The sequence below is a fragment of the Micromonospora sp. Llam0 genome (assembly GCF_003751085.1).
Lineage (GTDB): Bacteria > Actinomycetota > Actinomycetes > Mycobacteriales > Micromonosporaceae > Micromonospora_E.
In genome coordinates this window covers 1,034,944-1,055,542 of record NZ_RJJY01000002.1, presented here as the reverse complement: position 1 = coordinate 1,055,542, position 20,599 = coordinate 1,034,944, and the positions used below count along the sequence as shown (strand labels likewise).

Genomic DNA, 20,599 nt, shown 5'->3' with positions numbered 1-20,599 from the left:
CATACCGCTTCGTGGGTGCCGACCCGGCTGAGGCTGCCGGTCGGCTGCCCGGCAGACGATAGTCCGTGCGGCTGGGCGGGGGCGACCGGCATCGGCGTTACTCACCGGTATCCTCGCACTCGAGCAGGATATCGAGGGAACACTCCAGGCGAGGGAGGGCGTGATGACGTCCGGGCCGGCGTTCGATGTCTATCAGTTACCAGAGGAGCACGCAGCGATCCGGGAAGCGGTCCGGGAGGTGTGCGACGCGAAGGTCGCCCCCAACGCCGCCGAAGCCGACGAGACCGCGCAGTTTCCCACCGCGTCCTACGACGCGTTGCGGGCGGCGGACTTCCACGCCCCGCACGTTCCGGAGCAGTACGGCGGGGCGGGCGCCGACGCCCTCGCCACCGCGATCGTCATCGAGGAGGTCGCGCGGGCCTGCGCATCCTCGTCGTTGATCCCGGCGGTCAACAAGCTCGGCACGATGCCGCTGCTGCTGGCCGGCTCGGAGCAGTTGAAGGAGCGCTACCTGCGGCCGGTGGCGTCCGGTGCGGCGATGTTCTCGTACTGCCTGTCCGAGCCGGAGGCGGGCAGCGACGCGGCGTCGATGACCACCCGCGCGGTCCGCGACGGCGACCACTGGGTGCTCAACGGGGTGAAGCGGTGGATCACCAACGCCGGTGTCTCGGAGTACTACACCGTCTTCGCGGTCACCGAGCCGGGTGCCCGGTCACGGGGGATCTCCGCGTTCGTCGTGGAGAAGTCCGACCCCGGGGTGAGCTTCGGCGCACCGGAGAAGAAACTCGGCATCAAGGGGTCACCGACCTGCGAGGTCTACCTGGACAATGTCCGGATTCCGGCGGACCGGATGATCGGCGAGCCGGGCACCGGGTTCGCCACCGCGATGCGCACCCTGGACCACACCCGGGTGACGATCGCCGCCCAGGCCGTCGGCATCGCGCAGGGCGCGCTCGACTTCGCTCGCGGGTACGTGCGGGAGCGCCAGCAGTTCGGCAAGCCGATCGCCGACTTCCAGGGCGTCCAGTTCATGATCGCGGAGATGGGCATGAAGCTGGAGGCGGCCCGGCAGATCACCTACGCCGCAGCCGCCCGGTCGGAGCGCGCCGACGCCGACCTGACCTTCTTCGGGGCGGCGGCGAAGTGTTTCGCCTCCGACGCGGCCATGGAGATCACCACCGATGCGGTGCAACTGCTCGGCGGGTACGGCTACACCCGGGATTACCCGGTCGAGCGGATGATGCGGGACGCCAAGATCACTCAGATCTACGAGGGCACGAACCAGGTCCAGCGGATCGTGATGGCGCGCCAGCTGCTGACACCCTGACCTGGCTTGACCTGCGGCCGGACCTGAGGTTCGGGTTCCGGCCTCAGGTCGGGGACTTGCCGGCGTCGTCGGGACGGGCCGGCAGCATCGTCGTGGTCTCGTCGCCACCGTCGGGGCCGTCGGGGCCGTCGGGGCCGTCGGGGCCGTCCGCCGTCCGGACGATCCGGGTAGTCTCGTCGGCCTGGTCGATCCGCACTGTCTGGTCCGGCCCGCTGATCCGGGTGGTCTCGTCGGGGTCGGTGGTGGTCGGCTGGTTGATCCGGGTGGTCTCGTCCGGGTCGCCGCCGGTGACCGCCGGTCGGGGCGGTGCGAACGCCGACGCCTGCGGCAGCACGACGGTCGGATCGTCCCGCCGGTGCCCCGGCGGGGTCAGCCGCATCGTGTCGTGCTCCGAGTCGGTGCCGGCACCCGTCGCCGATCGGGCTGGCCGCAGCGGCGGATTGGCGGCTGCCGGGAACGCGATGGTCCGAGCCGGATCGCCGGTCGGCGGCTGGGCCGACCACGCCGGCGGTCCGGCGCTGCCGCCGTACCCGCCGGCCGGGTTGCTGCCGTATCCGCCGGGGTTGCCGTATCCGCCGGGGCCGGGCAGCGGGGCGGTCCGCGTCACGTCCTGCGGTGGTGGCCCGCCGGCATACAGCGCCACCATCCGCTCACCCCGCCAACGACGTGGGCTGAACACGGTGGCCAACAACGGGACGGCCAGCACCACGGCGAGCCCTTCGGCCGGCGCCGTGAGGACGAAATCCGTGCCGAGCAGCCGGCGCGGCATCGTGTCGTAGAACCCCACGATGTCGACCGTTGCCCACACCGACACTGCGACGAACGACGCCCCGGCCAGCACCGGTCCGACCGGGGACAACCGGGGCAGCAGCAACAGCGCGTACGACACCCCGCAGACCGCGAGCGCGGCCAACCCGATGAACACGTCGAGCGGTGGTTCGCTGTACGCGTCCCGTCGGGCCAGCGCGTACTCGCTCAGGCCGAGCCCGGCGAGGAACCAGATCACCGGTGCGAGGAGCAGGGACAGGACCAGCGAGCCCAGGTGCCGCATCTGACCTCCTCGCGGGGATGGTGCCTTCCGGCACGGTACCCGCCAGGCGCAACGTCACCGGCGACGGTCGGTAAGTCGGTGGGTCGGTTCAGCGAATCACCCGACTGGACCGGGGGATGGGCCGGGCCGGCCGTAGCCCGTCGCCGTCGGGTCGAACGCCGTCGGGTCGAACGTCTTCGGCCGGCGCGGCCAGTGTCGTCCGCGTCTTCGTCGCCGACGCCGGCCAGTCGGCGTCGGCCCGGTCCGGGCCGGTCGGCGCGTTGGCGGACTCGTCCGACATCGTGGTGCCGCCGCCCGGCAGCGACCAGAGCGACGGGTCGAACTCGCCGAGCGGCCGGACCGGCAGCGGCTCTGCCGCCGCCGCGTCGGAGCCGGCCTTGTCGGCGGCGGTGCCGTTCGTCGCGGGCCGGGACCGCCACCGCTGCCGGCTCAGCACCGCGGTGCTGAGCAGCACCCCGAGTAACCCGAGGGTGCCGTTCTCCACCGGCTGCAGCAGCACCACCGGTTCACCGAAGAGCCGCCACGGCGTACCGATCAGGTCACGGGCACCGAACGGGTCGACGAACATCGCGACGTACGGGGCGGCCAGGGCCAGCCCGGCGGTGAGTGGACCGAGCGGGGAGAACCGTAGCGTGCCCAGCAGCCCGAGCAGCAGACCGGCGGCGAACACGAACGCGGCCGGTGCCAGCAGGGTCGCCGTGTGGTAGCTGCCGTCGGTCACCCAGCCGGCGATGGTGCGGGCCGACGTCGTCTGGCCGACCGCGATCAGCAACCAGCACAGCGGTGCCGCAGCCAGACCGCTGAGGAAGCTCCAGAGATGACGCATGGGCGAACCGTACCGTTTCGGGCGGGGAGGCTCGGGCAGGGGCGCAGCGGGGCGGCGCACTTTTTCGGGTACGCGTTGGCGCACGCCGCAGCCTGTGCCCGTTGCGCTACCTGCCGACGACAGCTTGTGTTCCCGGCACGCTCCGTCGCGTCCCGGTTGGCAGGACAATCGATCAGCGGCACCGCCGCTGGCGGCGCCCGACGTACGCGAGGATGGAAGTGGACGGCCACACGCGGTCCGGCGACGCGGCCGTGACCCGGGGAGGAGTGTCAGGCGTGAGCGAGGTGCTGTGGCGCCCACCGGCGGACGTGCGGCAGCGGACCCGGATCGGCGGGTACCTGGCGTGGCTGGAGCGCACCCGGGGGCTGCGGTTCGCCGACTACCAGCAGCTGTGGCAGTGGTCGGTCGACGACCTGGCGGGGTTCTGGGGGTCGGTCTGGGAGTACTTCGAGGTGGTCGGTCATCAGCCGGCCGAGCAGGTGCTCGCCGACCGGCGGATGCCCGGCGCGCGGTGGTTCCCCGGCGCCCGGCTCAACTACGCCGAGCACGTGCTGCGCGCACCCGGGCTGGCCGAGGACGCCCCGGTGGTGATCGCGCACAGCCAGACCCGAGCGCCGGTAACCCTCACCGTCGGGCAACTGCGCGACGAGGTCCGCCGGGTGCGGGCCGGGCTGCGCCGACTCGGGGTGGGGCCGGGGGACCGGGTCGCCGCGTACGCGCCGAACATCCCCGAGACGTACGTGCTGATGCTGGCCACCGCCAGCCTGGGCGCGATCTTCTCGTCCTGTGCGCCGGAGTTCGGCACCCGCAGCGTCACCGACCGCTGGCAGCAGATCGAGCCGACGGTGCTGGTCGCGGTCGACGGCTACCGGTACGGCGACAAGGCGGTCGACCGCCGGGCCGAGGTGGCGGCGATCGCGGACGCGTTGCCGTCGGCGCGGCACCGGGTGCTGATCCCGTACCTGTCGGCGGTGGCCGACCCGGCCGAGCTGCCCTGGGCCACCTCGACCTGGAGTGCGCTCGCCGCGCCGACCGACGAGCCGTTGGCGTTCGACACGGTGCCGTTCGACCAGCCGCTGTACGTGCTCTACTCGTCGGGCACCACCGGGCTGCCCAAGCCGATCGTGCACCGGCACGGCGGCATCCTGCTAGAGCATCTGAAGATGCTGGCATTGCATCACGATCTGGGACCGGGGGACCGCTTCTTCTGGTTCACCACCACCGGCTGGATGATGTGGAACTATCTCGCCTCCGGGCCGGCGGTGGGTGCGGCGATCGTGCTGTTCGACGGCAACCCGGCGGTGCGCGCGACGCCGGGCGGCCCGGCCAGCCCGGACCTGGGCACCCTGTGGCGGCTGGCCGCCGAGACCGGCACCACCTACTTCGGCACCTCGGCGCCGTTCCTGCTGGCCTGCCGCAAGGAAGGCCTGGTGCCGCGGGAGATCGCCGACCTGTCCCGGCTGCGCGGGGTCGGCTCGACCGGGGCGCCGCTGCCGGCCGAGGGATTCACCTGGGTGTATCGGTCGGTCGGCGAGGATCTGCAGCTGGCGTCGCTGTCCGGCGGCACCGACGTGTGCACCGGGTTCGTGGGCGGCGTACCGCTGCTGCCGGTGCGGGCCGGGGAGATCGCCTGCCGGTGCCTGGGCGCACGGGTCGAGGCCCGGGCCGCCGACGGCCGGACGGTCGTCGGTGAGCTGGGCGAGCTGGTGATCACCGAGCCGATGCCGAGCATGCCGGTCGGGTTCTGGAACGACCCGGACGGCAGCCGTTACCGGCAGGCGTACTTCGACCGGTACCCGGGCGTCTGGTGCCACGGCGACTGGATCACCATCGCCGAGCACGGCGCCTGCGCGATCACCGGCCGCTCGGACGCCACCCTGAACCGGGGCGGCGTGCGGCTGGGCACCGCCGAGTTCTACTCGGTGGTGGAGGCGTTGCCGGAGGTCGCCGACTCGTTGGTGATCCACCTGGAGGATCCGCAAGGCGGGGCGGGGGAGCTGCTGCTGTTCGTGGCGCTGCGGGCCGGGGGCGGGCTGGACGACGCGCTGCGTACCCGGATCGTGCGCGAGCTGCGCTCGGCGCTGTCGCCGCGGCACGTGCCGGACGGGATCCACCAGGTCGCGGCCGTGCCCCGGACACTGTCCGGCAAGAAGCTGGAGGTGCCGGTGAAGAAGATCCTCACCGGGGTGCCGGCCGGGCAGGCGGCGGCGGCCGGGGCGTTGACCGATCCGGCGGCGTTGGCGCCGTTCATCCGGTTCGCCCAGGACCGGGGGACGTCGGTCGGTTGACCGATTCCGCCGGGATGGCAACGCAGCGTCAGCGCAGCGCGTCTCACAGACGTGGGTGTCTACTTCCGCTTGAAGATCACCGACACGCTCGGCGTCCGGGTCGAGGGGGCACACGCCTTCAACCCGCTGGCCGGGATAACCCGGACGTTCTGGTACCGGCTGCCAACCGACTGGGTGGTGGACGGCGCGGTACCGCGACAACGTCGCGAGATGCTGGTCGACCGGCTGTACGGCCCGGGCTGGCGGGCCGGCAACCCGGACGGGTCCCGGTACATCATCCTCGGCGTGCAGGAGAAGCTGCTCAGCGACGGTGAGGCGGCCGGCAAGCCGTGGCTGGCCGACCGGGCCGGGTTCTACGTGTGCGCGCCGGACGGCGAACTGCGGGAAGTGGTCCCCCGCGAACTCTGACCGGTTCTGACCGTCCGGCGGCGCCGACGACGACCACTCAGGCCAGCACCAGATCGACCTTTTCGCTGTCCACCCGCCCGTCGAGTCGCTGCCGGTCGAGGTTGCGGCAGAGCACCATGGTCGCCTCGGCGGCCAGCGGCGCCAGCAGCCAGTCGGTCGGGTCCGGGTACCGGTCGCAGTCGATCAGGACCCGGGCCCCGGCCCCGATGCCCAGCTCCGCGCCGCGCCGGCGGGCCCGGCCGGCCAGCTCCGCGTCCTGTCGGTCGACCGCCGGGTACGGGGTGAAGTGGTCGCCGTGGCCGCGTACCTCGGTGATGTAGTCGGTCCAGCCGGGCGGCAGTTCCCGGGCGGGTGCCGCCATCGGGGCGAGGCTGAGCAGGTAGCGCTCGCCGACGGGCCGCCGATCGACCTCGGGCACCGCCGGTGGGCTGGCGAAGAGCACTTCCGCGGCCGGGTCGTCGGGCAGCGCCGGCAGCGGGTCCCGGCCGGCCGGGGTACCGGGCCCGGCGGCCGGGGCGGTCCGCACCACCAGCGCGGCCGACCAGCAACCGAGCAGGACGCCAGCGGTCTGCCAGTGGGCTGGCAACGCGACGTCGGCGTGGTCACCGGCGGCCGCGCCGGCCCCGTCCACCACCAGGTTGGCGGTCTTGGCCACCCAGTTGGCCAGCGTCGCGCCGGACAGTTCGGTCCGGTCGCCGGTCGCGTCGTCGTACCAGGTGAGCAGGGGCCTCGTCGGGTCCGCCGCGACGGCGACCGCGAGTAGCCCGGCCAGGTTGTTGGTCATCGGGGCCGAGCGTAGCGCCGTCACTGTACGTACACGCTGTCACCGGGCGGTCTCGCCCCGCTGATCGTCGGCGGTGCGGGCTCGCCGCGCCGCGTTTTCGGTCGCGTCGTCGACACGGCGGACGGCGTCGGGCGGCGTAGTCTTGGCACACGTGTCGTTCTTCACAACCCTCCACCACCCCCTTAGAGGAGTTGCCCAGTGACCGCCGGTCGACCGCCCCGCGTACTCATCGACGCCACGAGCGTGCCCACCGACCGCGGTGGCGTCGGTCGATACGTTGATGGCCTGCTGGGGGCCCTCGGCGCGCTCATCGGCAGCGGCGTCGAGCTCTCCGTCGTAGCGCTGCGTACAGATGTCGAGCGGTACACCCGGATGTTGCCGGCCGCCGAGGTGATCGCCGCGCCGGCCGCGGTCGCGCACCGTCCGGCCCGGTTGGCCTGGGAGCAGACCGGGTTGCCGCTGCTCGCCCAGCAGGCCGGCGCCGATGTGCTGCACTCGCCGTACTACACCTGTCCGATGCGGGCGGGATGTCCGGTAACGGTGACTGTGCACGATGCGACGTTCTTCACCGAACCGGAGCACTACGACAAGTCGCGGCGAACCTTCTTCCGCAGCGCGATCAAGACCTCGCTGCGCCGGGCCAGTCGGGTGATCGTGCCCAGCAAGGCCAGCCGTGACGAGTTGATCCGGCTGCTCAACGCCGACCAGGCCCGGATCGACGTGGCCTACCACGGCGTCGACTGCGGCGCCTTCCACGTGCCCAGCGACGAAGAGAAGGCCCGGGTACGGGCCCGGCTCGGGCTGACCGGCACCGACTACATCGCGTTTCTCGGTGCCAAGGAGCCGCGCAAGAACGTGCCCAACCTGATCCGGGGCTGGGTGCGCGCGGTGCAGGACCGGCCCGAGCCACCCGCGCTCGTCATCGCCGGCGGGCAGGGCCACGACGACGACATCGACCGTGCGGTCTCCGACGTCCCGGCCCACCTGCGGCTGCTGCGTCCCGGCTACCTGCGCTACGCCGACCTGCCCGGTTTCCTCGGCGGTGCGCTCGTCGCCGCCTACCCGTCCTACGGGGAGGGCTTCGGCCTGCCGATCCTGGAAGCGATGGCCTGCGGTACCCCGGTGCTGACCACGCCGCGGCTGTCACTGCCCGAGGTCGGCGGTGACGCGGTCGCCTACACCAGCGAGGATCCGGACCGGATCGCCACCGACCTGGTGGCGTTGCTCGACGACGAGTCCCGCCGGCACGCGCTGGCCAAGGCCGGGGTGGACCGGGCAAAGGAGTTCACCTGGGCGTCCAGCGCCGAGGTGCACGTGGCGTCGTGGACCCGGGCCGCCAGCATGAACCGGGTCGCTTGGTGACCCGGCCACTACCTACCGGTACGGGTAGGTATCCACCATCTCGTCGGGTGGCGTGCCCGTGCCGGGCATGATGTGCTGATGCTCTTCGCCGTTATTCCGGCGGGTGGCAGCGGCACCCGACTGTGGCCGCTGTCCCGCGCCGGTAACCCTAAATTCCTGCACCCCCTCACCGGCACCACCGCCTCGCTGCTGCAGGCGACCGTCGCGCGGCTGGCGCCGCTGACCGATCCGGAACGGATTCTGGTGGTGACCGGTGCGGCGCACGCCGCGGCGGTCGCCCGCCAGCTGGCGACGGTGCCGGAGGAGAACGTGCTCGTCGAGCCGTCGCCCCGGGACTCCTGCGCGGCGATCGCCCTCGCCGCCGCGGTCGTCGCCCGGCGTGAACCGCAGGCCGTGATGGGTTCGTTCGCGGCCGATCACCTGATCGGCGACACCGACCGGTACGTCGAGACGATCCGTCAGGCGGTGGACGGAGCCCGCACCGGCCTGCTGATGACCGTCGGTATCACCCCCACCCGGCCGGAGACCGGCTACGGCTACCTGGCCTGCGGCGACACCATCGGTCCCGGGCCGGTCCGCCGGGTCGAGCAGTTCACCGAAAAGCCAGGGCTGGCGGTCGCCGAGAAATACCTGAACTCCGGCCGGCACCTCTGGAACGCCAGCATGTTCGTCTGGCGGGTCGACGTGTTCCTCACCGAGCTGGCCCGCCAACAGCCCGAGCTGCACTCCGGCCTGACCCGGATCGCGGCCAGGTGGGACAGCCCCGACCGCGACGAGGTGCTCGGCGACGTCTGGCCGACACTGCCCCGCATCTCCGTCGACTACGCGGTGATGGAAGGCGCGGCCGCCGCCGGGCGGGTCGGCACCGTCCCCGGCGACTTCGGCTGGAACGACGTCGGGGACTTCCACACCCTCGGCGACGTGCTGCCCGCCGATCCGGACGGCAACGTCGTCCTCGGCGCCCCAGCGGCCGAGGAGAAGCCGGGGGTGCTGCTGCGAGACAGCAGCGGCCTGGTGGTGGTGCCGCACTCCGGCCGCCTGGTCGCGGCGCTCGGCGTACGGGACCTGATCGTGGTGGACACCCCCGACGCGGTGCTGGTCTGCCCCCGCGACCGGGCGCAGGACGTCAAGCGGCTGGTGGACGCACTCAAGGAACGCGGCGAGGACGGGTACGTCTGAGCCACCCGGTCCGTCACGGCGTCGCGACGAGCCCGAGCAGGACGACGGTGCCGTCGGGGCCGGCGACGGCACCCAGGTCGGCGCTGGCGACACCGTCGGCCGCCAGCGCCGCCCGTAGCCGGTGCAGATCGGCGCCGAAGCGCACCAGGTCCGGCGGTGCGTCGCCCGGCGGCCGGCAGCGCAGCAACGCCGAGTACGCCGCGTCGGCCGGCTGACCGCCGGCGTCGGTCAGCTCGAAGCGGGTGCCGGGTGCCACCACCTCGGACACCAGCCGGACCGCCCGGGCCACGGTCTCGCCGTCGACCGGACAGCGGTCGTCGACTCCGGCGGCTGGCGCACCCGCCGGCCCGGCTGGCGCCGCTACCGGCCCGCCGGGCGGCAGGGTCGCCGCCGTGAGCAGCCCGGCCCGCCGGGCCTCCGCCGTACCGAGCGTGAACAAGTCCTGGCCTGGTTCGCGGATCAGTGGGCGCACGCCCGGCCCGTCGGGACCGGCCGGCCCCGCCAGCGGTTCCGCCCGCCACGGGTAGCCGCGGACCACCGCCACCGGCACCTGCTCAGCCTTGCCCTTCACCAGGTCGCCGGCAGCGGCGATCTCGTCGACCACCGCCATCTGGGTCAGCCGCAGCTCGTTGCCGTACCGGTCGGTCTGGCCGCGGTAGTCGCGTACCGGGTCGATGCCGGCGGCCCCGAGCGCGACGTCGGTCAGGCCGTTGCGCCACGGCCGTCCCATGGTGTCCGACACGACGACCGCCAGATCGAGCCCCAGCCGGGCGCGTAACCCGGCACGCAGCTGCCGGGCCGACCGGTCCGGATCGACCGGCAGCAGCACCAGCCGGGCGGGCGCGACGTTCGAGTTGTCGATCCCGGCGGCCGCCATCACGAACCCGTGCCGGGTCCGGACGATCCGGGTCGCCCCACGCCGTGCCACCACCTCGGCGGTCTCGGCGGCCAGCAGCTGGTCGCGGACCCGATCGCGGTCCGCTTCGTCGGCCGGCAGGTCGACCAGCCGGCCCTCGGCCTTGGAAACGATCTTGCTGGTGACCACGAGGACGTCGCCGTCGCGCAGCCACGGCGCGGCGTCCCCGATCAACGCCGCCAGGTCGTCACCGGGGACCACCTCGCCGATCCCGGTGACCGGCAGGATCTCCAGTCTCATCCGGTCACCCCGGTCGGCCGGTCGGCCAGCTCGATCGCGGCCTCGACCATCGCGGCCGTCGCCGCCGGGTCCGACATCCACAGTGGTACGGCCCGCACCTCGATCCCGTCCACCCGGGTGGCGTCGTCGACCGGGTCGACCAGCCAGCCGTCCAGCAGCCCAGCGGTGCGGCGGGCGCCGTACAGTGCCGCCACCCCCGCCGCCGTGCACGGTTCGCCGAGCACGGCGAGGCACCGGTCGGCCATACCGCGTACCGGGGCGTCGCCGATGATCGGCGAGACCCCGACCACCGGGGCCGGGTTGCCGGCCAGCGCCTCGCGGATCCCGGGTACGGCGAGCACCGGCGCGATGCTCACCACCGGGTTGCTCGGCGCGATCAGCATGACGTCGGCGGCGGCCAGTGCCTCCAGTACGCCGGCCGCCGGCTTGGCCTGCGCCGCGCCGACGAAGACGAACCGGTGGGTGGGCAGCGCCCCCCGATGACGTATCCACCATTCCTGGAAGTGGATGGCCCGCTCACCGCCGACCGGCCCGGTGCCGCTGTCGTCGTCGACGGTGTCGCCGGCGGCGGGCTCCGGGTCCGACACGACGACGTGGGTCTCCAGCCGGTCGTCGGTGGCCGGCAGGAGCCGCACCCCTGGCTGCCAGCGGGCGCAGAGCGCCTCGGTGACCGCCGACAGCGGGTAGCCGGCGTTGAGCATGGTGGTACGGACCAGATGGGTGGCGACGTCGCGGTCACCGAGCCCGAACCAGGTGGGTTCCGCCTGGTACGCGGCCAGCTCGTTCTTGACCGCCCAGGTCTCACCGGCCCGGCCCCAGCCACGCTCCGGATCCGCGCCACCGCCGAGTGTGTACATCACGCTGTCCAGGTCGGGGCTGATCCGTAGCCCGTGCAGGATGACGTCGTCACCGACGTTGACCACGGCGGTCAGCTCGGCTCCGGTGCGTCGGGCGTACTCCCGCGCGCCGACCAGGAACTTCGCGCCGCCGATCCCGCCGGTCAGTACCACGATCCGCATGCCGTCCATCCTCGTTCATCGGCGGAGCACTACGCTCACCGGCATCGACCGTCGCCACCCGCGAGCACCGGGAGAATCCGTGACCACGCAACCAGAGGCTGGGCCCGGCGACCGGCCGCCAGCCAGAGACCTCACCATGCCGCTGCGGGAGCTGGCCGCCGCCGTCCTGCTCGGTGCCACCGCGGTGTTCCTGTTCACCGCGTTGCTGGACCTGCTCGTGCCGTACCGGCTCGGATTCGGGCCGGGGTTCGCCCGCCGTTCGGCGGACAGTTTCGGCAACTTCGTCAACCTGGCCACGATCGGCTTCCCGTTGCTGGCAGTGCTGCTCGCCACGCACCTCACCCCGGAGCTGGGCCGGGCCCGGCTGATGACCCTGGTCGCTCTCGTCGAGTACGCGGTCGCCGCAGTGTTCGGTGGTCTGTTCGGGCTGCTGGTCGGCTTCGTCGTGCTGGTCGACGACACCATTCGTGGCGGGTTCCAGGCGCTGCTGACCCGGGCGGCCTGGCTGGCGGTGCTCGGTGTCGCCGGGTACGCGCTGTGGCGGATCTGGCAGGGGCGCTACCAGGTGGTGCGACCAAAGCCGCCGGCGTCGGGCGGGTACGGCCCACCGCCGGGCTACGGCCCACCGGGGCAGTACGGCCAGCCCGGTCCGTACGGCTCGCCGCCGCCCGGTTACGGTCAGCCCGGTCCGTACCACCAGCCGGGGCAGTACGGCTACCACCAGCCAGGGCAGTACGGCCAGCCCGGCCAACCGGGACCGGCGTACCCACCGCCGCAGCCCAGCGGCCCGCATCCGATGTACGCGCCACCGCCGGCACCGTCGTCCGGACCGCCCGCTCCGCCGCCACCGTCGTCCGGCACGGCGGAACAGCCCGCGCCGGCTGGGGACAAGCCCCGGCCGCAGGAGCCGGGACCGGACGGGCCGACCCAGCGAATCTCCTGATCGGCTCCGGTCGTCGGCGGCTCAGCTCCGGTCGCCGGTGACCGCTGTGGCGAGCGCCACCGGTCGGCCTGGGCCCGAGGGCCTAGTCTGCACTGGTGGCCGAGCACACCGAATCCGTCGCCGCCCGGGTGGCCGAGGCCGTCCCGGCGGAGCAGCCCACCACCGCCAGTGTCCGGCGGGCGCTACGCCGCGCCGCGTCCGGCCGCAGCCTCGACCTGGAGGAAGCGGTCGCGCTGCTGGCCGCCAGCGGCGCCGAGTTCGACGAGCTGCTCGACCTCGCCGGGTCGCTGCGCGACGCGGGGCTGCGCGACGCCGGCCGGCCAGGCGTGGTCACGTACTCCCGGAAGGTCTTCGTGCCGTTGACCCGGCTGTGCCGGGACCGCTGCCACTACTGCACCTTCGCCACCGTGCCGGGCCGGCTGCCCGCCGCGTACCTGGACCGCGACGAGGTGCTCGCGATCGCCCGGGCCGGTGCCGCGCAGGGCTGCAAGGAGGCGTTGTTCACCCTCGGCGACCGCCCCGAGGACCGCTGGCCGGCGGCCCGCCAGTGGCTGGACGAGCGGGGTTACGACTCGACCGTCGACTATCTGCGGGCCTGCGCGATCGCCGTACTGGAGGAGACCGGCCTGCTGCCGCACCTCAACCCGGGGGTGCTGAGCTGGGCCGAGCTGCAACGGCTCAAGCCGGTGGCGCCCAGCATGGGGATGATGCTGGAGACCACCGCGACCCGGCTGTGGTCCGAGCCGGGCGGCCCGCACCACGGTTCGCCGGACAAGGAACCGGCGGTGCGGCTGCGGGCGATCGCCGACGCCGGCCGGGTCGGCGTGCCGTACACCACCGGCCTGCTGATCGGCATCGGCGAAACTCCCCGGGAGCGGGTGGAGTCGCTGTTCGCGATCCGGTCGGCGGCCCGGGAGTACGGCCACATCCAGGAGGTGATCCTGCAGAACTTCCGCGCCAAGCCGGACACGGCGATGCGTGGGATGCCGGACGCCGAGCTGCGTGACCTGGCCGCGACGGTGGCCGTCGGCCGCGTCCTGCTCGGGCCGGGTGCCCGGATCCAGGCCCCGCCGAACCTGGTCGAGGGGGAGTACGCACTGCTGCTGCGGGCCGGTATCGACGACTGGGGCGGGGTGTCGCCGGTGACCCCGGACCACGTCAACCCGGAGCGGCCCTGGCCACAGATCGACGAGCTGGCGCGGCGTACCGCCGCCGCCGGGTTCACCCTGCGGGAACGGCTGACCATCTATCCCGAGTATGTGCGGCGCGGCGAGGCGTGGCTGGACCCCCGGCTGGCCGCGCACGTGTCGGCGCTCGCCGAGCCGGGCACCGGTCTGGCGGACGAGTCGGCGATGCCGGTCGGCCGGCCGTGGCAGGAGCCGGAGGAGGGGTACGCCCCGGTCGGTCGGACCGACCTGCACACCACGATCGACACCACCGGGCGGACCGGGGACCGGCGGGGCGACTTCGACCGGGTGTACGGCGACTGGGCCGAGGTCGCCGGCCGGATCAGCGTACCGACCGGTTCCGGCACCCACGGCGACGGTGCCGGCGACGCGAATCTGCGGGCCGGGCTGCGGCTGGCCGCCGACGATCCGGCGGCGCTGCTGCAACCACGGCACACCGACGCGGCGCTCGCCCTGTTCACCGCCGACGGCGCTGCGCTGGACCAGCTCTGCCGGATCGCCGACGAGGTACGCCGGGACGCCGTCGGCGACGACGTCACCTATGTGGTCAACCGCAACATCAACTTCTCCAACGTCTGCTACGTCGGCTGCCGGTTCTGCGCGTTCGCCCAGCGGGAACGGGACGCCGACGCGTTCCGCCTCTCCGCCGAGCAGGTGGCGGACCGGGCCGAGGAGGCGTGGCGGGCCGGTGCCACCGAGGTCTGCATGCAGGGCGGCATCGACCCCAAGCTGCCGGTGACCGCGTACGCCGAGCTGGTCCGGGCGGTCAAACGACGGGTGCCGCAGCTGCACGTGCACGCCTTCTCCCCGATGGAGATCGTCACCGCCGCCGCGAAGGCGGGCATGCCGGTCCGGGACTGGCTGCTGATGCTGCGCGAGGCGGGACTGGACACCATCCCGGGGACCGCGGCGGAGATCCTCGACGACGACGTGCGGTGGGTGCTGACCAAGGGCAAACTGCCGGCCGCCACCTGGGTCGAGGTGGTGACCACCGCGCACGAGCTGGGTCTGCGGTCCAGCTCGACGATGATGTACGGGCACGTGGACCATCCCGGCCAGTGGTTGGCGCATTTCCGGGTGCTGGCCGGGGTGCAGGACCGCACCGGCGGCTTCACCGAGTTCGTCGCGCTGCCATTTGTGCACACCAATGCGCCGATCTACCTCGCCGGGCTGGCCCGGCCGGGGCCGACGTGGCGGGAAAACCGCGCCGTGCATGCCATGGCCCGGCTGCTGCTGCACGGCCGGGTCGACAACATCCAGTGTTCCTGGGTGAAGCTCGGCGACGAGGGCACCGTCGCGATGCTGCGCGGCGGGTGCAACGATCTCGGTGGGACGCTGATGGAGGAGACGATCTCCCGGATGGCCGGTTCGGCGAACGGCTCGGCGCGTACCGAGGCACAGCTGCAGTCGATCGCGGCCGCCGCCGGCCGTCCGGCGGTCCGCCGGTCCACCGCGTACCAGCGCTGACGCGCTGCGCTGCGCCGGCTGGCGGGCGCTGGCCCGGTGCCGGCCGGAGGGCGCTGGCCCGGTGCCGACGCCCTGCGGTGGCGCGCCCGACAAAAGTCGATTCGCGGATGATCGAACCCACCGGCGTCGCCGGCCGTATGGATAGGTGCCGGCGACTGCGGGTGACGGATGGGCCGCGCCGGCACTGGTCCCATCGCGACAGTGGGTTACCCCCTGACCCACCGGAAGGGTTGTCCATGAGAACTCGCCAGCGAAACCGACCGAAGTTCAAGATTTCCCGCCGCCAGGTGCTGACCGTGGCGGCGAGTGCGGGTGTCGGCGCCGCCGCGGTCAGCGTCAGCGGCCTGTCGTCGGCCGTGGACAGCCGGCTCGCCGGAGCCGCCGCGAATGACGAGGCGATCGTCGTCCATCTACGGGATCCGTCCAACGGCACGCTGGACGTCTTCGTCGGCACGTCGCGGATCGAGGTACGCGACAAAGGTCTCGCCGCCCGGTTGCAGCGCGCCGCCCGCCAGGGCTGAGTACGCCGTACGGGCACGTTTCACCTGACGCGTACCGCGTCGATCACCGATTCATTCAGGCTATGTGAGGTAGGTTCGCCATGTCTTCGCACCGTGAAGCGCCGGAGATATCCAAGGACCCGGTCGCCGACAGCACCGACCTTTACGCGTTCGTGAGTCCGGACCGCCCGGACACGGTGACTCTCATCGCCAACTATCTGCCTTTTCAGGTGCCGTCGGGCGGGCCGAACTTCTTCGAGTTCGGCGATGACGTGCTCTACGAGATCCACGTGGACAACAACGGTGACGGTCATCCGGACATCACCTACCAGTTCCGGTTCCACACGGAGATCACCAACGAGAACACGTTTCTCTACAACACCGGACCGATCGACGCGCTGGACAGCGAGAACTGGAACCGGCGCCAGTTCTACAGTGTCACCAAGGTGGACGCGCACGGCAAGGCGCAGTTGCTGGCCCGCAACGTGCCCTGCCCGCCGTGCAACATCGGTCCGCTGTCCACCCCCGACTACGTGGGACTGGCCAATGACGCCACGTTCCAGCTCAAAAGCGGTGAACGGGTCTTCGCCGGTCAGCGGGCCGAGGGGTTCTTCGTCGACCTGGGTGCCATTTTCGACCTGGGCAACCTGCGGCCCTTCCAGCAGCTGCACGTGGTCGGCAAGGACATTTTCAACGTGGCGGACGAGCCGGTCAACGCGACCGACCGGCTGAACGTGTCCAGCATCGCGCTGCAGATTCCGGTCACCCACCTGGTCAGTGGCGGCGGCCGGTACGACGTCAACGACCAGCGTTCGGTGATCGGGGTGTGGACCTCGGCCGGGCGTCAGCAGGTGCGGGTGCTGGGGGCGGCGAAGGCCGCCGACGTCACCGTCGGCCCGGTGGCCCAGGTGTCGCGGCTCGGCAACCCGTTGTTCAACGAGGTCATCGTGCCGATGGCGCAGAAGGACCTGTGGAACACCCTGCCCCCGTCGGAGGACAAGCGCTTCGCCGGCCTGGTGGAGAAGCCCGAACTGGCGCAGTTGCTGCCGGTGCTCTACCCGGACGTCTTCCCTAATCTGGCCGAGCTCAACGAGTCCGGCAAGGCCCGCGCCGATCTGGTGGCGATCCTGCTGACCGGGATCCCGGCCGGGCTGATCGACGGTTTCCAGAACAACACCGGTGATCTGCAGGCGGACATGCTGCGGCTGAACACCGCGATCCCGCCGGCGAAGCGGCCGAGCCGGTTCGGTCTGCTCGGCGGGGACCTGGCCGGTTTCCCGAACGGCCGTCGGACGACCGACGACGTGGTCACCATCTCGCTGCGGGCCATCGCAGGGTTGACGTTCCCGCTGATCGACAAGAACTTCGCACCGGACGACGCGGCCGGTGCGGTGACCCACGGGCTGAGCGCCGCCGACGTGACCGCCCCGTTCCTGAAGCATTTCCCGTATCTCGGCGTGCCGTACGACGGGTTCAACAACCCGTCCTGACCGGCCCGCACGTCCCGTCCGGGCCGACCCCCGGCACATCCAGAGAAGGTGGGGAGCATGCACGAGCACAGTCTGGCCCCGTCGGAGACCGGCGGCGTCGTTCTCGACATCGGTGGCGACATGGGCGCTCTGATCATCTACACCGGACAGGAGTTCCACGGCCGGGAGATCGAGATCAGCCCGACCGTCGGCCCGGACCGACCGGATCCGGCCCCGCGCACCCACGCCGCGGTTCGCGAGCGGCAGGTACGCGACGGAGTCTTCTTCAGCGCGGTCTACACCGATCTGCCGGCGGGTTCCTACACGGTGTGGCGCTCCGACGATGTGCCGGCCGGGCAGGTGACGATCACCGGCGGGGCGGTGACCGAGTTCGTCTGGCCGCAGCACGCCTCCGCCGGGCGGCTGATCCCCAAGGCGGGGTGAGAGGACTCCCGCGAGGCGGGGGGACGGGACTTCCGTAGACGGTGTGACGAGATCGACGCCAATGGTGTGAGCGACCCCTGGGGAGGGAAAGAAGGCAAGTGAGGTAGACCGGTCGACCGACCGGACACCGAGCCGGTGCCGCGTGAGCGGCACCGGCTCGGTGTCGTCTGCGGACAGCGTCGTCGCCGCGGGGATTCGCCGGTCGGGCCGGGCAGGGTGGTGCGACTCGCCGGTCCCGCGTTACCCGGTGGGGGTCTGAATCGATAGGGCAGGTTGCGGGCCGGATGACAACGGGGAGGGCGGGTGACCGGCGCGCGACAGCAAGCCCATTTACCAGGTTCGTCTTGACGACGCACGCATTACACGCGTGTAATTTCAACGGGGTCGCTCGGACGGGCTGCATCAAAACCGGATCGAACGGGCAAGATGGACACGCCTTCCGCGTGGGGGGTTGCGCCGGCCGGGTGGGGCGGCGCGCGAAAGGAGGCACGCGTATGGATGGTCGGCTGGAGGTCGCGGACCTGCTCGGTAACGCCCCGGAGTGGCAGGAGCGGGCGCTGTGCTCGCAGACCGATCCGGAGGCGTTCTTCCCGGAGAAGGGCGGATCCACCCGCGAGGCAAAGCGGATCTGCTCTCGTTGCGAGGTGAAGTCCGAGTGCCTGGAGTACGCACTCGGTCACGACGAGCGGTTCGGCATCTGGGGCGGACTGTCCGAGCGGGAACGACGCAAGCTCAAGCGCAGAGTCGCCTGACCTGCCGCTGTCGGCCCGGGCGAGTTGCCGAGTCAGGCCAGCTCGTCCGGGTCGACGCCGAGCAGATTCGCCACCTGCTCGATGATCACGTCGTGCACCAGGTCGGCGAGGTCCTCCCGGTTCAACGCCCGGAACTCCAGCGGACGCCGGTAGAGCACGATCCGTGGCGGCATCTCCTGACGCCCCGGCCGGCCGGGCAGCAACCGGGCCAACGGCACCTCGCCGTCCTCCAGCACGTCGGAGTCGTACACGTTCAGATCCGGCGGGACGTCCTCGACGGCGAATTCGACGCCGGCCAGCTCCTTCGCGAAGCGCCGCTCCAGCGTCTCGACCGTGTCCAGGACCAGCTCGTCGAAGACCTCGGCCTTGGTCCGGGCCAACGGCACCGTCGCCGGCACCAGCCGACCGCGCAGCCCGCGCCCGTGCCGGTCCCGGCGATCCCGACGCGCCCGGCGGGGCGTCTGCGCGCTGCCGGGCACGGGGATGGTCACTGGAATCCTCCGGTCACCTGCCCAGCGTAGTCCGGATCGGCCCTTTCCGGGCGTGGGGATCAGCAGTCCCGGCGTGTCGCGTCGGCAAGCTGGTCGTGAAGCCGGTATTAGAGATAACGTGCCGCCGTGAGGTCATCACGGCGCTGCTCCCGTAACGGCTGCCCCCGCCAGGCCGTCGCCACGTTGACCTATGTCTACAACGAGTCGACCGCGGTGGTCGGCCCGCTCGCCGCGTTCGCCGAACCGCACACCTACGACCTCTGCGAGCAGCACGCCCGCAGCCTGACCGCGCCCCGTGGCTGGCAGGTCGTCCGGCACGAGGGTGAGTTCGACCCGCCCCCGCCGACCACCGACGATCTGGTGGCGCTCGCCGAGGCGGTTCGGGAGGCGGCCCGACCGGCCCCGCCCCCACGCCCCGGCGACCCGGACGCCGTCGACATCGACATCAACCCGTCGACCGGCCGCCGGGGCCACCTCCGGGTGATCCCGCCGGCCTGACCCCGGCCTGCCGGCCGCACACTCCTGCGGTACGGCCGACCGGGTCAGTGTCCGGTCAGCCGGCCCAGCAGCCCGGCCAGCCGGGACGGCCGGTCCCCTCGGGTCTCGGCCGCGTCGGCGGCGGCCACCAGCCGCAGACCCGCGTTGACGCCGAGCCAGCGCAGCGGCTCCGGCTCCCAGCGCCGCGAGCGGTGCCCGACCCAGGGCAGCGCGGTCAACTCGCTGTCCACGCCGAGGATCAGGTCGGCGAGGGTACGGCCGGCCAGATTGGCGGTGCCCACCCCGTCGCCGACGTACCCGCCGGCCCAGGCCAGCCCGGTGGCCCGGTCCAACCCCACCGACGCCGCCCAGTCCCGGGCGACGCCGAGCGGGCCGCCCCAGGTCCGGGCCACCGGTACCGCGTCGCCGAGCACCGGGAACAGCTCGCCGAGCGTGCGGCGTAGCGCGGTGAACACCCGTGGGTCCCGGTCGTACTCGGGCCGGACCCGGGACCGGAAGTGGTACGGCGCGCCCCGCCCGCCGAACGCCAGCCGGCCGTCGGCGGTCCGCTGCCCGTAGATGATCAGATGCCGGAAATCGCTGAACGTCTCCCGCCGCGCCAGCCCGATCCGGGCCCAGGTCTCGTCCGGCAGTGGCTCGGTGGCGATCATCAGCGAGTAGATCGGGGCCACCGCGCGGCGGGCGCCGGGCAGCGCCGGGGTGTAGCCCTCGGTCGCCCGTACCACCACCGGGGCGCGGACCGTGCCGGTCGGTGTCCGGGCTGCCCCGGGGCCGTACCCGGTGACCGGGGTCCGTTCGTGGATCGGCACGCCGTGCCGTTCGACGGCCCGGGCCAGGCCACAGACCAGCCGGGCCGGGTGGATCGCCGCGCAGTGCGGGGTGTAGGTGCCGCCGTGTACGCCGTCGGCGGCGCACCGGGCGGTCGCCGCGTCGGCGTCCAGCAGGGCGAGGTCGGCGTCGGTGCCGCCGTACGCGTGGGTCTCGGCGACGGCGGCCTCGGCCCGCCGCAGCTGCGCCGGGGTACGGGCCAGAGTGACCGTGCCGCCGTGGCTCCAGTGGCAGTCGATGCCCTCGGCGGCGGCGACCCGGCCGACCTCGTCGACCGTGGCGTACATGGCCTGCTGCATGGCGACCGCCGCGTCTCGGCCGTGCCGGCGGGCCAGCGCGGTCGGCGAGCTGGGCAGCAGCGCCGAACACCAGCCGCCGTTGCGCCCGGAGGCACCGTACCCGGCGATCTCCCGCTCCAGCACCACGATCCGCAGCGCCGGGTCGGCGCGGGCCAGGTAGTACGCCGTCCACAGCCCGGTGTAGCCGGCACCGACGATCGCCACGTCGGCGGTCGTGTCGCCGTCCAGCGCGGGCCGGGCCGCCAGCTCGTCGTCCACGGTGGCCATCCAGTGCGACACGTCCCGGTAGTCACCGTGACCGCGCATGGTCCACGACCCTCC

19 protein-coding genes are annotated in these 20,599 nt (G+C 72.6%); 12 read left to right on the top strand and 7 right to left on the bottom strand.

Annotated elements, in window-relative coordinates; all coding sequences use genetic code 11:
* Positions 1-163 precede the first annotated feature (163 nt).
* Positions 164-1,327: an acyl-CoA dehydrogenase family protein gene (locus EDC02_RS32145; protein ID WP_123605989.1), complete on the top strand. Its 1,164-nt coding sequence runs from the start codon at positions 164-166 to the stop codon at positions 1,325-1,327.
* A gap of 43 nt (positions 1,328-1,370) precedes the next feature.
* Here the strand turns inward: EDC02_RS32145 and EDC02_RS32140 are convergent, their stop codons facing one another.
* Together EDC02_RS32140 and EDC02_RS32135 are read right to left on the bottom strand one after the other, a co-directional pair.
* Complete coding sequence (locus tag EDC02_RS32140; protein ID WP_123605988.1) at positions 1,371-2,378, bottom strand: hypothetical protein; 1,008 nt, start codon at positions 2,376-2,378, stop codon at positions 1,371-1,373.
* A gap of 88 nt (positions 2,379-2,466) precedes the next feature.
* Entirely contained in the window at positions 2,467-3,204 is a 738-nt protein-coding gene (locus tag EDC02_RS32135; RefSeq protein ID WP_123605987.1) for a hypothetical protein, read from the bottom strand.
* Between the two features lie 275 nt (positions 3,205-3,479).
* On the opposite strand from EDC02_RS32135, the gene EDC02_RS32130 reads away from it, so the two are divergent.
* Both EDC02_RS32130 and EDC02_RS40550 read left to right on the top strand, forming a co-directional pair.
* Entirely contained in the window at positions 3,480-5,492 is a 2,013-nt protein-coding gene (locus EDC02_RS32130; protein WP_123605986.1) for an acetoacetate--CoA ligase, read from the top strand.
* 51 nt (positions 5,493-5,543) lie between these two features.
* Positions 5,544-5,900: a hypothetical protein gene (locus EDC02_RS40550; RefSeq protein ID WP_158632391.1), complete on the top strand. Its 357-nt coding sequence runs from the start codon at positions 5,544-5,546 to the stop codon at positions 5,898-5,900.
* A gap of 37 nt (positions 5,901-5,937) precedes the next feature.
* Here the strand turns inward: EDC02_RS40550 and EDC02_RS32115 are convergent, their stop codons facing one another.
* A complete protein-coding gene (locus tag EDC02_RS32115) occupies positions 5,938-6,684 on the bottom strand; it encodes a TIGR03089 family protein (protein WP_123605984.1) in 747 nt (248 codons plus the stop codon).
* A 198-nt stretch (positions 6,685-6,882) separates the two neighbouring features.
* Here EDC02_RS32115 and EDC02_RS32110 point away from each other — a divergent pair, with 198 nt between their 5' ends.
* Positions 6,883-8,046 (top strand): glycosyltransferase family 1 protein, encoded by a 1,164-nt coding sequence (locus tag EDC02_RS32110; RefSeq protein WP_123605983.1) that lies wholly within the window; start codon positions 6,883-6,885, stop codon positions 8,044-8,046.
* Positions 8,047-8,124: 78 nt separating this feature from the next.
* Complete coding sequence (locus tag EDC02_RS32105) at positions 8,125-9,225, top strand: mannose-1-phosphate guanylyltransferase (RefSeq protein WP_123607301.1); 1,101 nt, start codon at positions 8,125-8,127, stop codon at positions 9,223-9,225.
* A gap of 13 nt (positions 9,226-9,238) precedes the next feature.
* Here the strand turns inward: EDC02_RS32105 and EDC02_RS32100 are convergent, their stop codons facing one another.
* Both EDC02_RS32100 and cofD read right to left on the bottom strand, forming a co-directional pair.
* Positions 9,239-10,381 carry a coenzyme F420-0:L-glutamate ligase gene (locus EDC02_RS32100; RefSeq protein WP_123605982.1) on the bottom strand — a complete coding sequence of 381 codons (1,143 nt, stop codon included), beginning with the start codon at positions 10,379-10,381 and terminating at the stop codon, positions 9,239-9,241.
* Positions 10,378-11,400 (bottom strand): 2-phospho-L-lactate transferase, encoded by a 1,023-nt coding sequence (gene cofD, locus EDC02_RS32095; protein WP_123607300.1) that lies wholly within the window; start codon positions 11,398-11,400, stop codon positions 10,378-10,380. Before cofD ends, EDC02_RS32100 begins: the two co-directional genes overlap by 4 nt.
* Positions 11,401-11,479: 79 nt before the next feature.
* Between cofD and EDC02_RS32090 the strand changes: the two genes are divergently transcribed.
* The 6 genes from EDC02_RS32090 to EDC02_RS32065 all read left to right on the top strand — a co-directional run bounded on the left by EDC02_RS32090 (position 11,480) and on the right by EDC02_RS32065 (position 18,162).
* Positions 11,480-12,343 (top strand): hypothetical protein, encoded by an 864-nt coding sequence (locus EDC02_RS32090; RefSeq protein ID WP_148083729.1) that lies wholly within the window; start codon positions 11,480-11,482, stop codon positions 12,341-12,343.
* A 128-nt stretch (positions 12,344-12,471) separates the two neighbouring features.
* A complete protein-coding gene (locus EDC02_RS32085; protein WP_123607299.1) occupies positions 12,472-14,997 on the top strand; it encodes a bifunctional FO biosynthesis protein CofGH in 2,526 nt (841 codons plus the stop codon).
* A 236-nt stretch (positions 14,998-15,233) separates the two neighbouring features.
* Positions 15,234-15,518 (top strand): hypothetical protein, encoded by a 285-nt coding sequence (locus tag EDC02_RS32080; RefSeq protein ID WP_123605980.1) that lies wholly within the window; start codon positions 15,234-15,236, stop codon positions 15,516-15,518.
* A gap of 80 nt (positions 15,519-15,598) precedes the next feature.
* A complete protein-coding gene (locus tag EDC02_RS32075) occupies positions 15,599-16,987 on the top strand; it encodes a DUF4331 domain-containing protein (RefSeq protein ID WP_123605979.1) in 1,389 nt (462 codons plus the stop codon).
* 57 nt (positions 16,988-17,044) lie between these two features.
* On the top strand, positions 17,045-17,410 hold the full coding sequence (locus EDC02_RS32070; protein ID WP_123605978.1) for a phospholipase: 366 nt from the start codon (positions 17,045-17,047) through the stop codon (positions 17,408-17,410).
* A 494-nt stretch (positions 17,411-17,904) separates the two neighbouring features.
* Complete coding sequence (locus EDC02_RS32065; protein ID WP_123605977.1) at positions 17,905-18,162, top strand: WhiB family transcriptional regulator; 258 nt, start codon at positions 17,905-17,907, stop codon at positions 18,160-18,162.
* Positions 18,163-18,194: 32 nt separating this feature from the next.
* Here EDC02_RS32065 and EDC02_RS32060 read toward each other — a convergent pair whose 3' ends face one another.
* The gene (locus EDC02_RS32060; protein WP_233606708.1) at positions 18,195-18,560 is read right to left on the bottom strand and encodes a metallopeptidase family protein; all 366 of its coding nucleotides are present in this window, start codon (positions 18,558-18,560) and stop codon (positions 18,195-18,197) included.
* A 219-nt stretch (positions 18,561-18,779) separates the two neighbouring features.
* Between EDC02_RS32060 and EDC02_RS32055 the strand changes: the two genes are divergently transcribed.
* Complete coding sequence (locus EDC02_RS32055; RefSeq protein ID WP_123605976.1) at positions 18,780-19,151, top strand: DUF3499 domain-containing protein; 372 nt, start codon at positions 18,780-18,782, stop codon at positions 19,149-19,151.
* Positions 19,152-19,195: 44 nt separating this feature from the next.
* Here EDC02_RS32055 and EDC02_RS32050 read toward each other — a convergent pair whose 3' ends face one another.
* A complete protein-coding gene (locus EDC02_RS32050) occupies positions 19,196-20,584 on the bottom strand; it encodes an FAD-binding oxidoreductase (protein WP_123605975.1) in 1,389 nt (462 codons plus the stop codon).
* Positions 20,585-20,599: the final 15 nt, after the last annotated feature.

What these genes read in the sequence shown, in the direction of transcription:
- EDC02_RS32115 (WP_123605984.1), bottom strand. Translation starts at nt 6,684, where the DNA reads ATGACCAACAACCTGGCCGGGCTACTCGCGGTCGCCGTCGCGGCGGAC.
- EDC02_RS32080 (WP_123605980.1), top strand. Translation starts at nt 15,234, where the DNA reads ATGAGAACTCGCCAGCGAAACCGACCGAAGTTCAAGATTTCCCGCCGC.
- EDC02_RS32140 (WP_123605988.1), bottom strand. Translation starts at nt 2,378, where the DNA reads ATGCGGCACCTGGGCTCGCTGGTCCTGTCCCTGCTCCTCGCACCGGTG.
- EDC02_RS32145 (WP_123605989.1), top strand. Translation starts at nt 164, where the DNA reads ATGACGTCCGGGCCGGCGTTCGATGTCTATCAGTTACCAGAGGAGCAC.
- EDC02_RS32070 (WP_123605978.1), top strand. Translation starts at nt 17,045, where the DNA reads ATGCACGAGCACAGTCTGGCCCCGTCGGAGACCGGCGGCGTCGTTCTC.
- EDC02_RS32075 (WP_123605979.1), top strand. Translation starts at nt 15,599, where the DNA reads ATGTCTTCGCACCGTGAAGCGCCGGAGATATCCAAGGACCCGGTCGCC.
- EDC02_RS32065 (WP_123605977.1), top strand. Translation starts at nt 17,905, where the DNA reads ATGGATGGTCGGCTGGAGGTCGCGGACCTGCTCGGTAACGCCCCGGAG.
- EDC02_RS32100 (WP_123605982.1), bottom strand. Translation starts at nt 10,381, where the DNA reads ATGAGACTGGAGATCCTGCCGGTCACCGGGATCGGCGAGGTGGTCCCC.
- EDC02_RS32050 (WP_123605975.1), bottom strand. Translation starts at nt 20,584, where the DNA reads ATGCGCGGTCACGGTGACTACCGGGACGTGTCGCACTGGATGGCCACC.
- EDC02_RS32105 (WP_123607301.1), top strand. Translation starts at nt 8,125, where the DNA reads ATGCTCTTCGCCGTTATTCCGGCGGGTGGCAGCGGCACCCGACTGTGG.
- cofD (WP_123607300.1), bottom strand. Translation starts at nt 11,400, where the DNA reads ATGCGGATCGTGGTACTGACCGGCGGGATCGGCGGCGCGAAGTTCCTG.
- EDC02_RS32135 (WP_123605987.1), bottom strand. Translation starts at nt 3,204, where the DNA reads ATGCGTCATCTCTGGAGCTTCCTCAGCGGTCTGGCTGCGGCACCGCTG.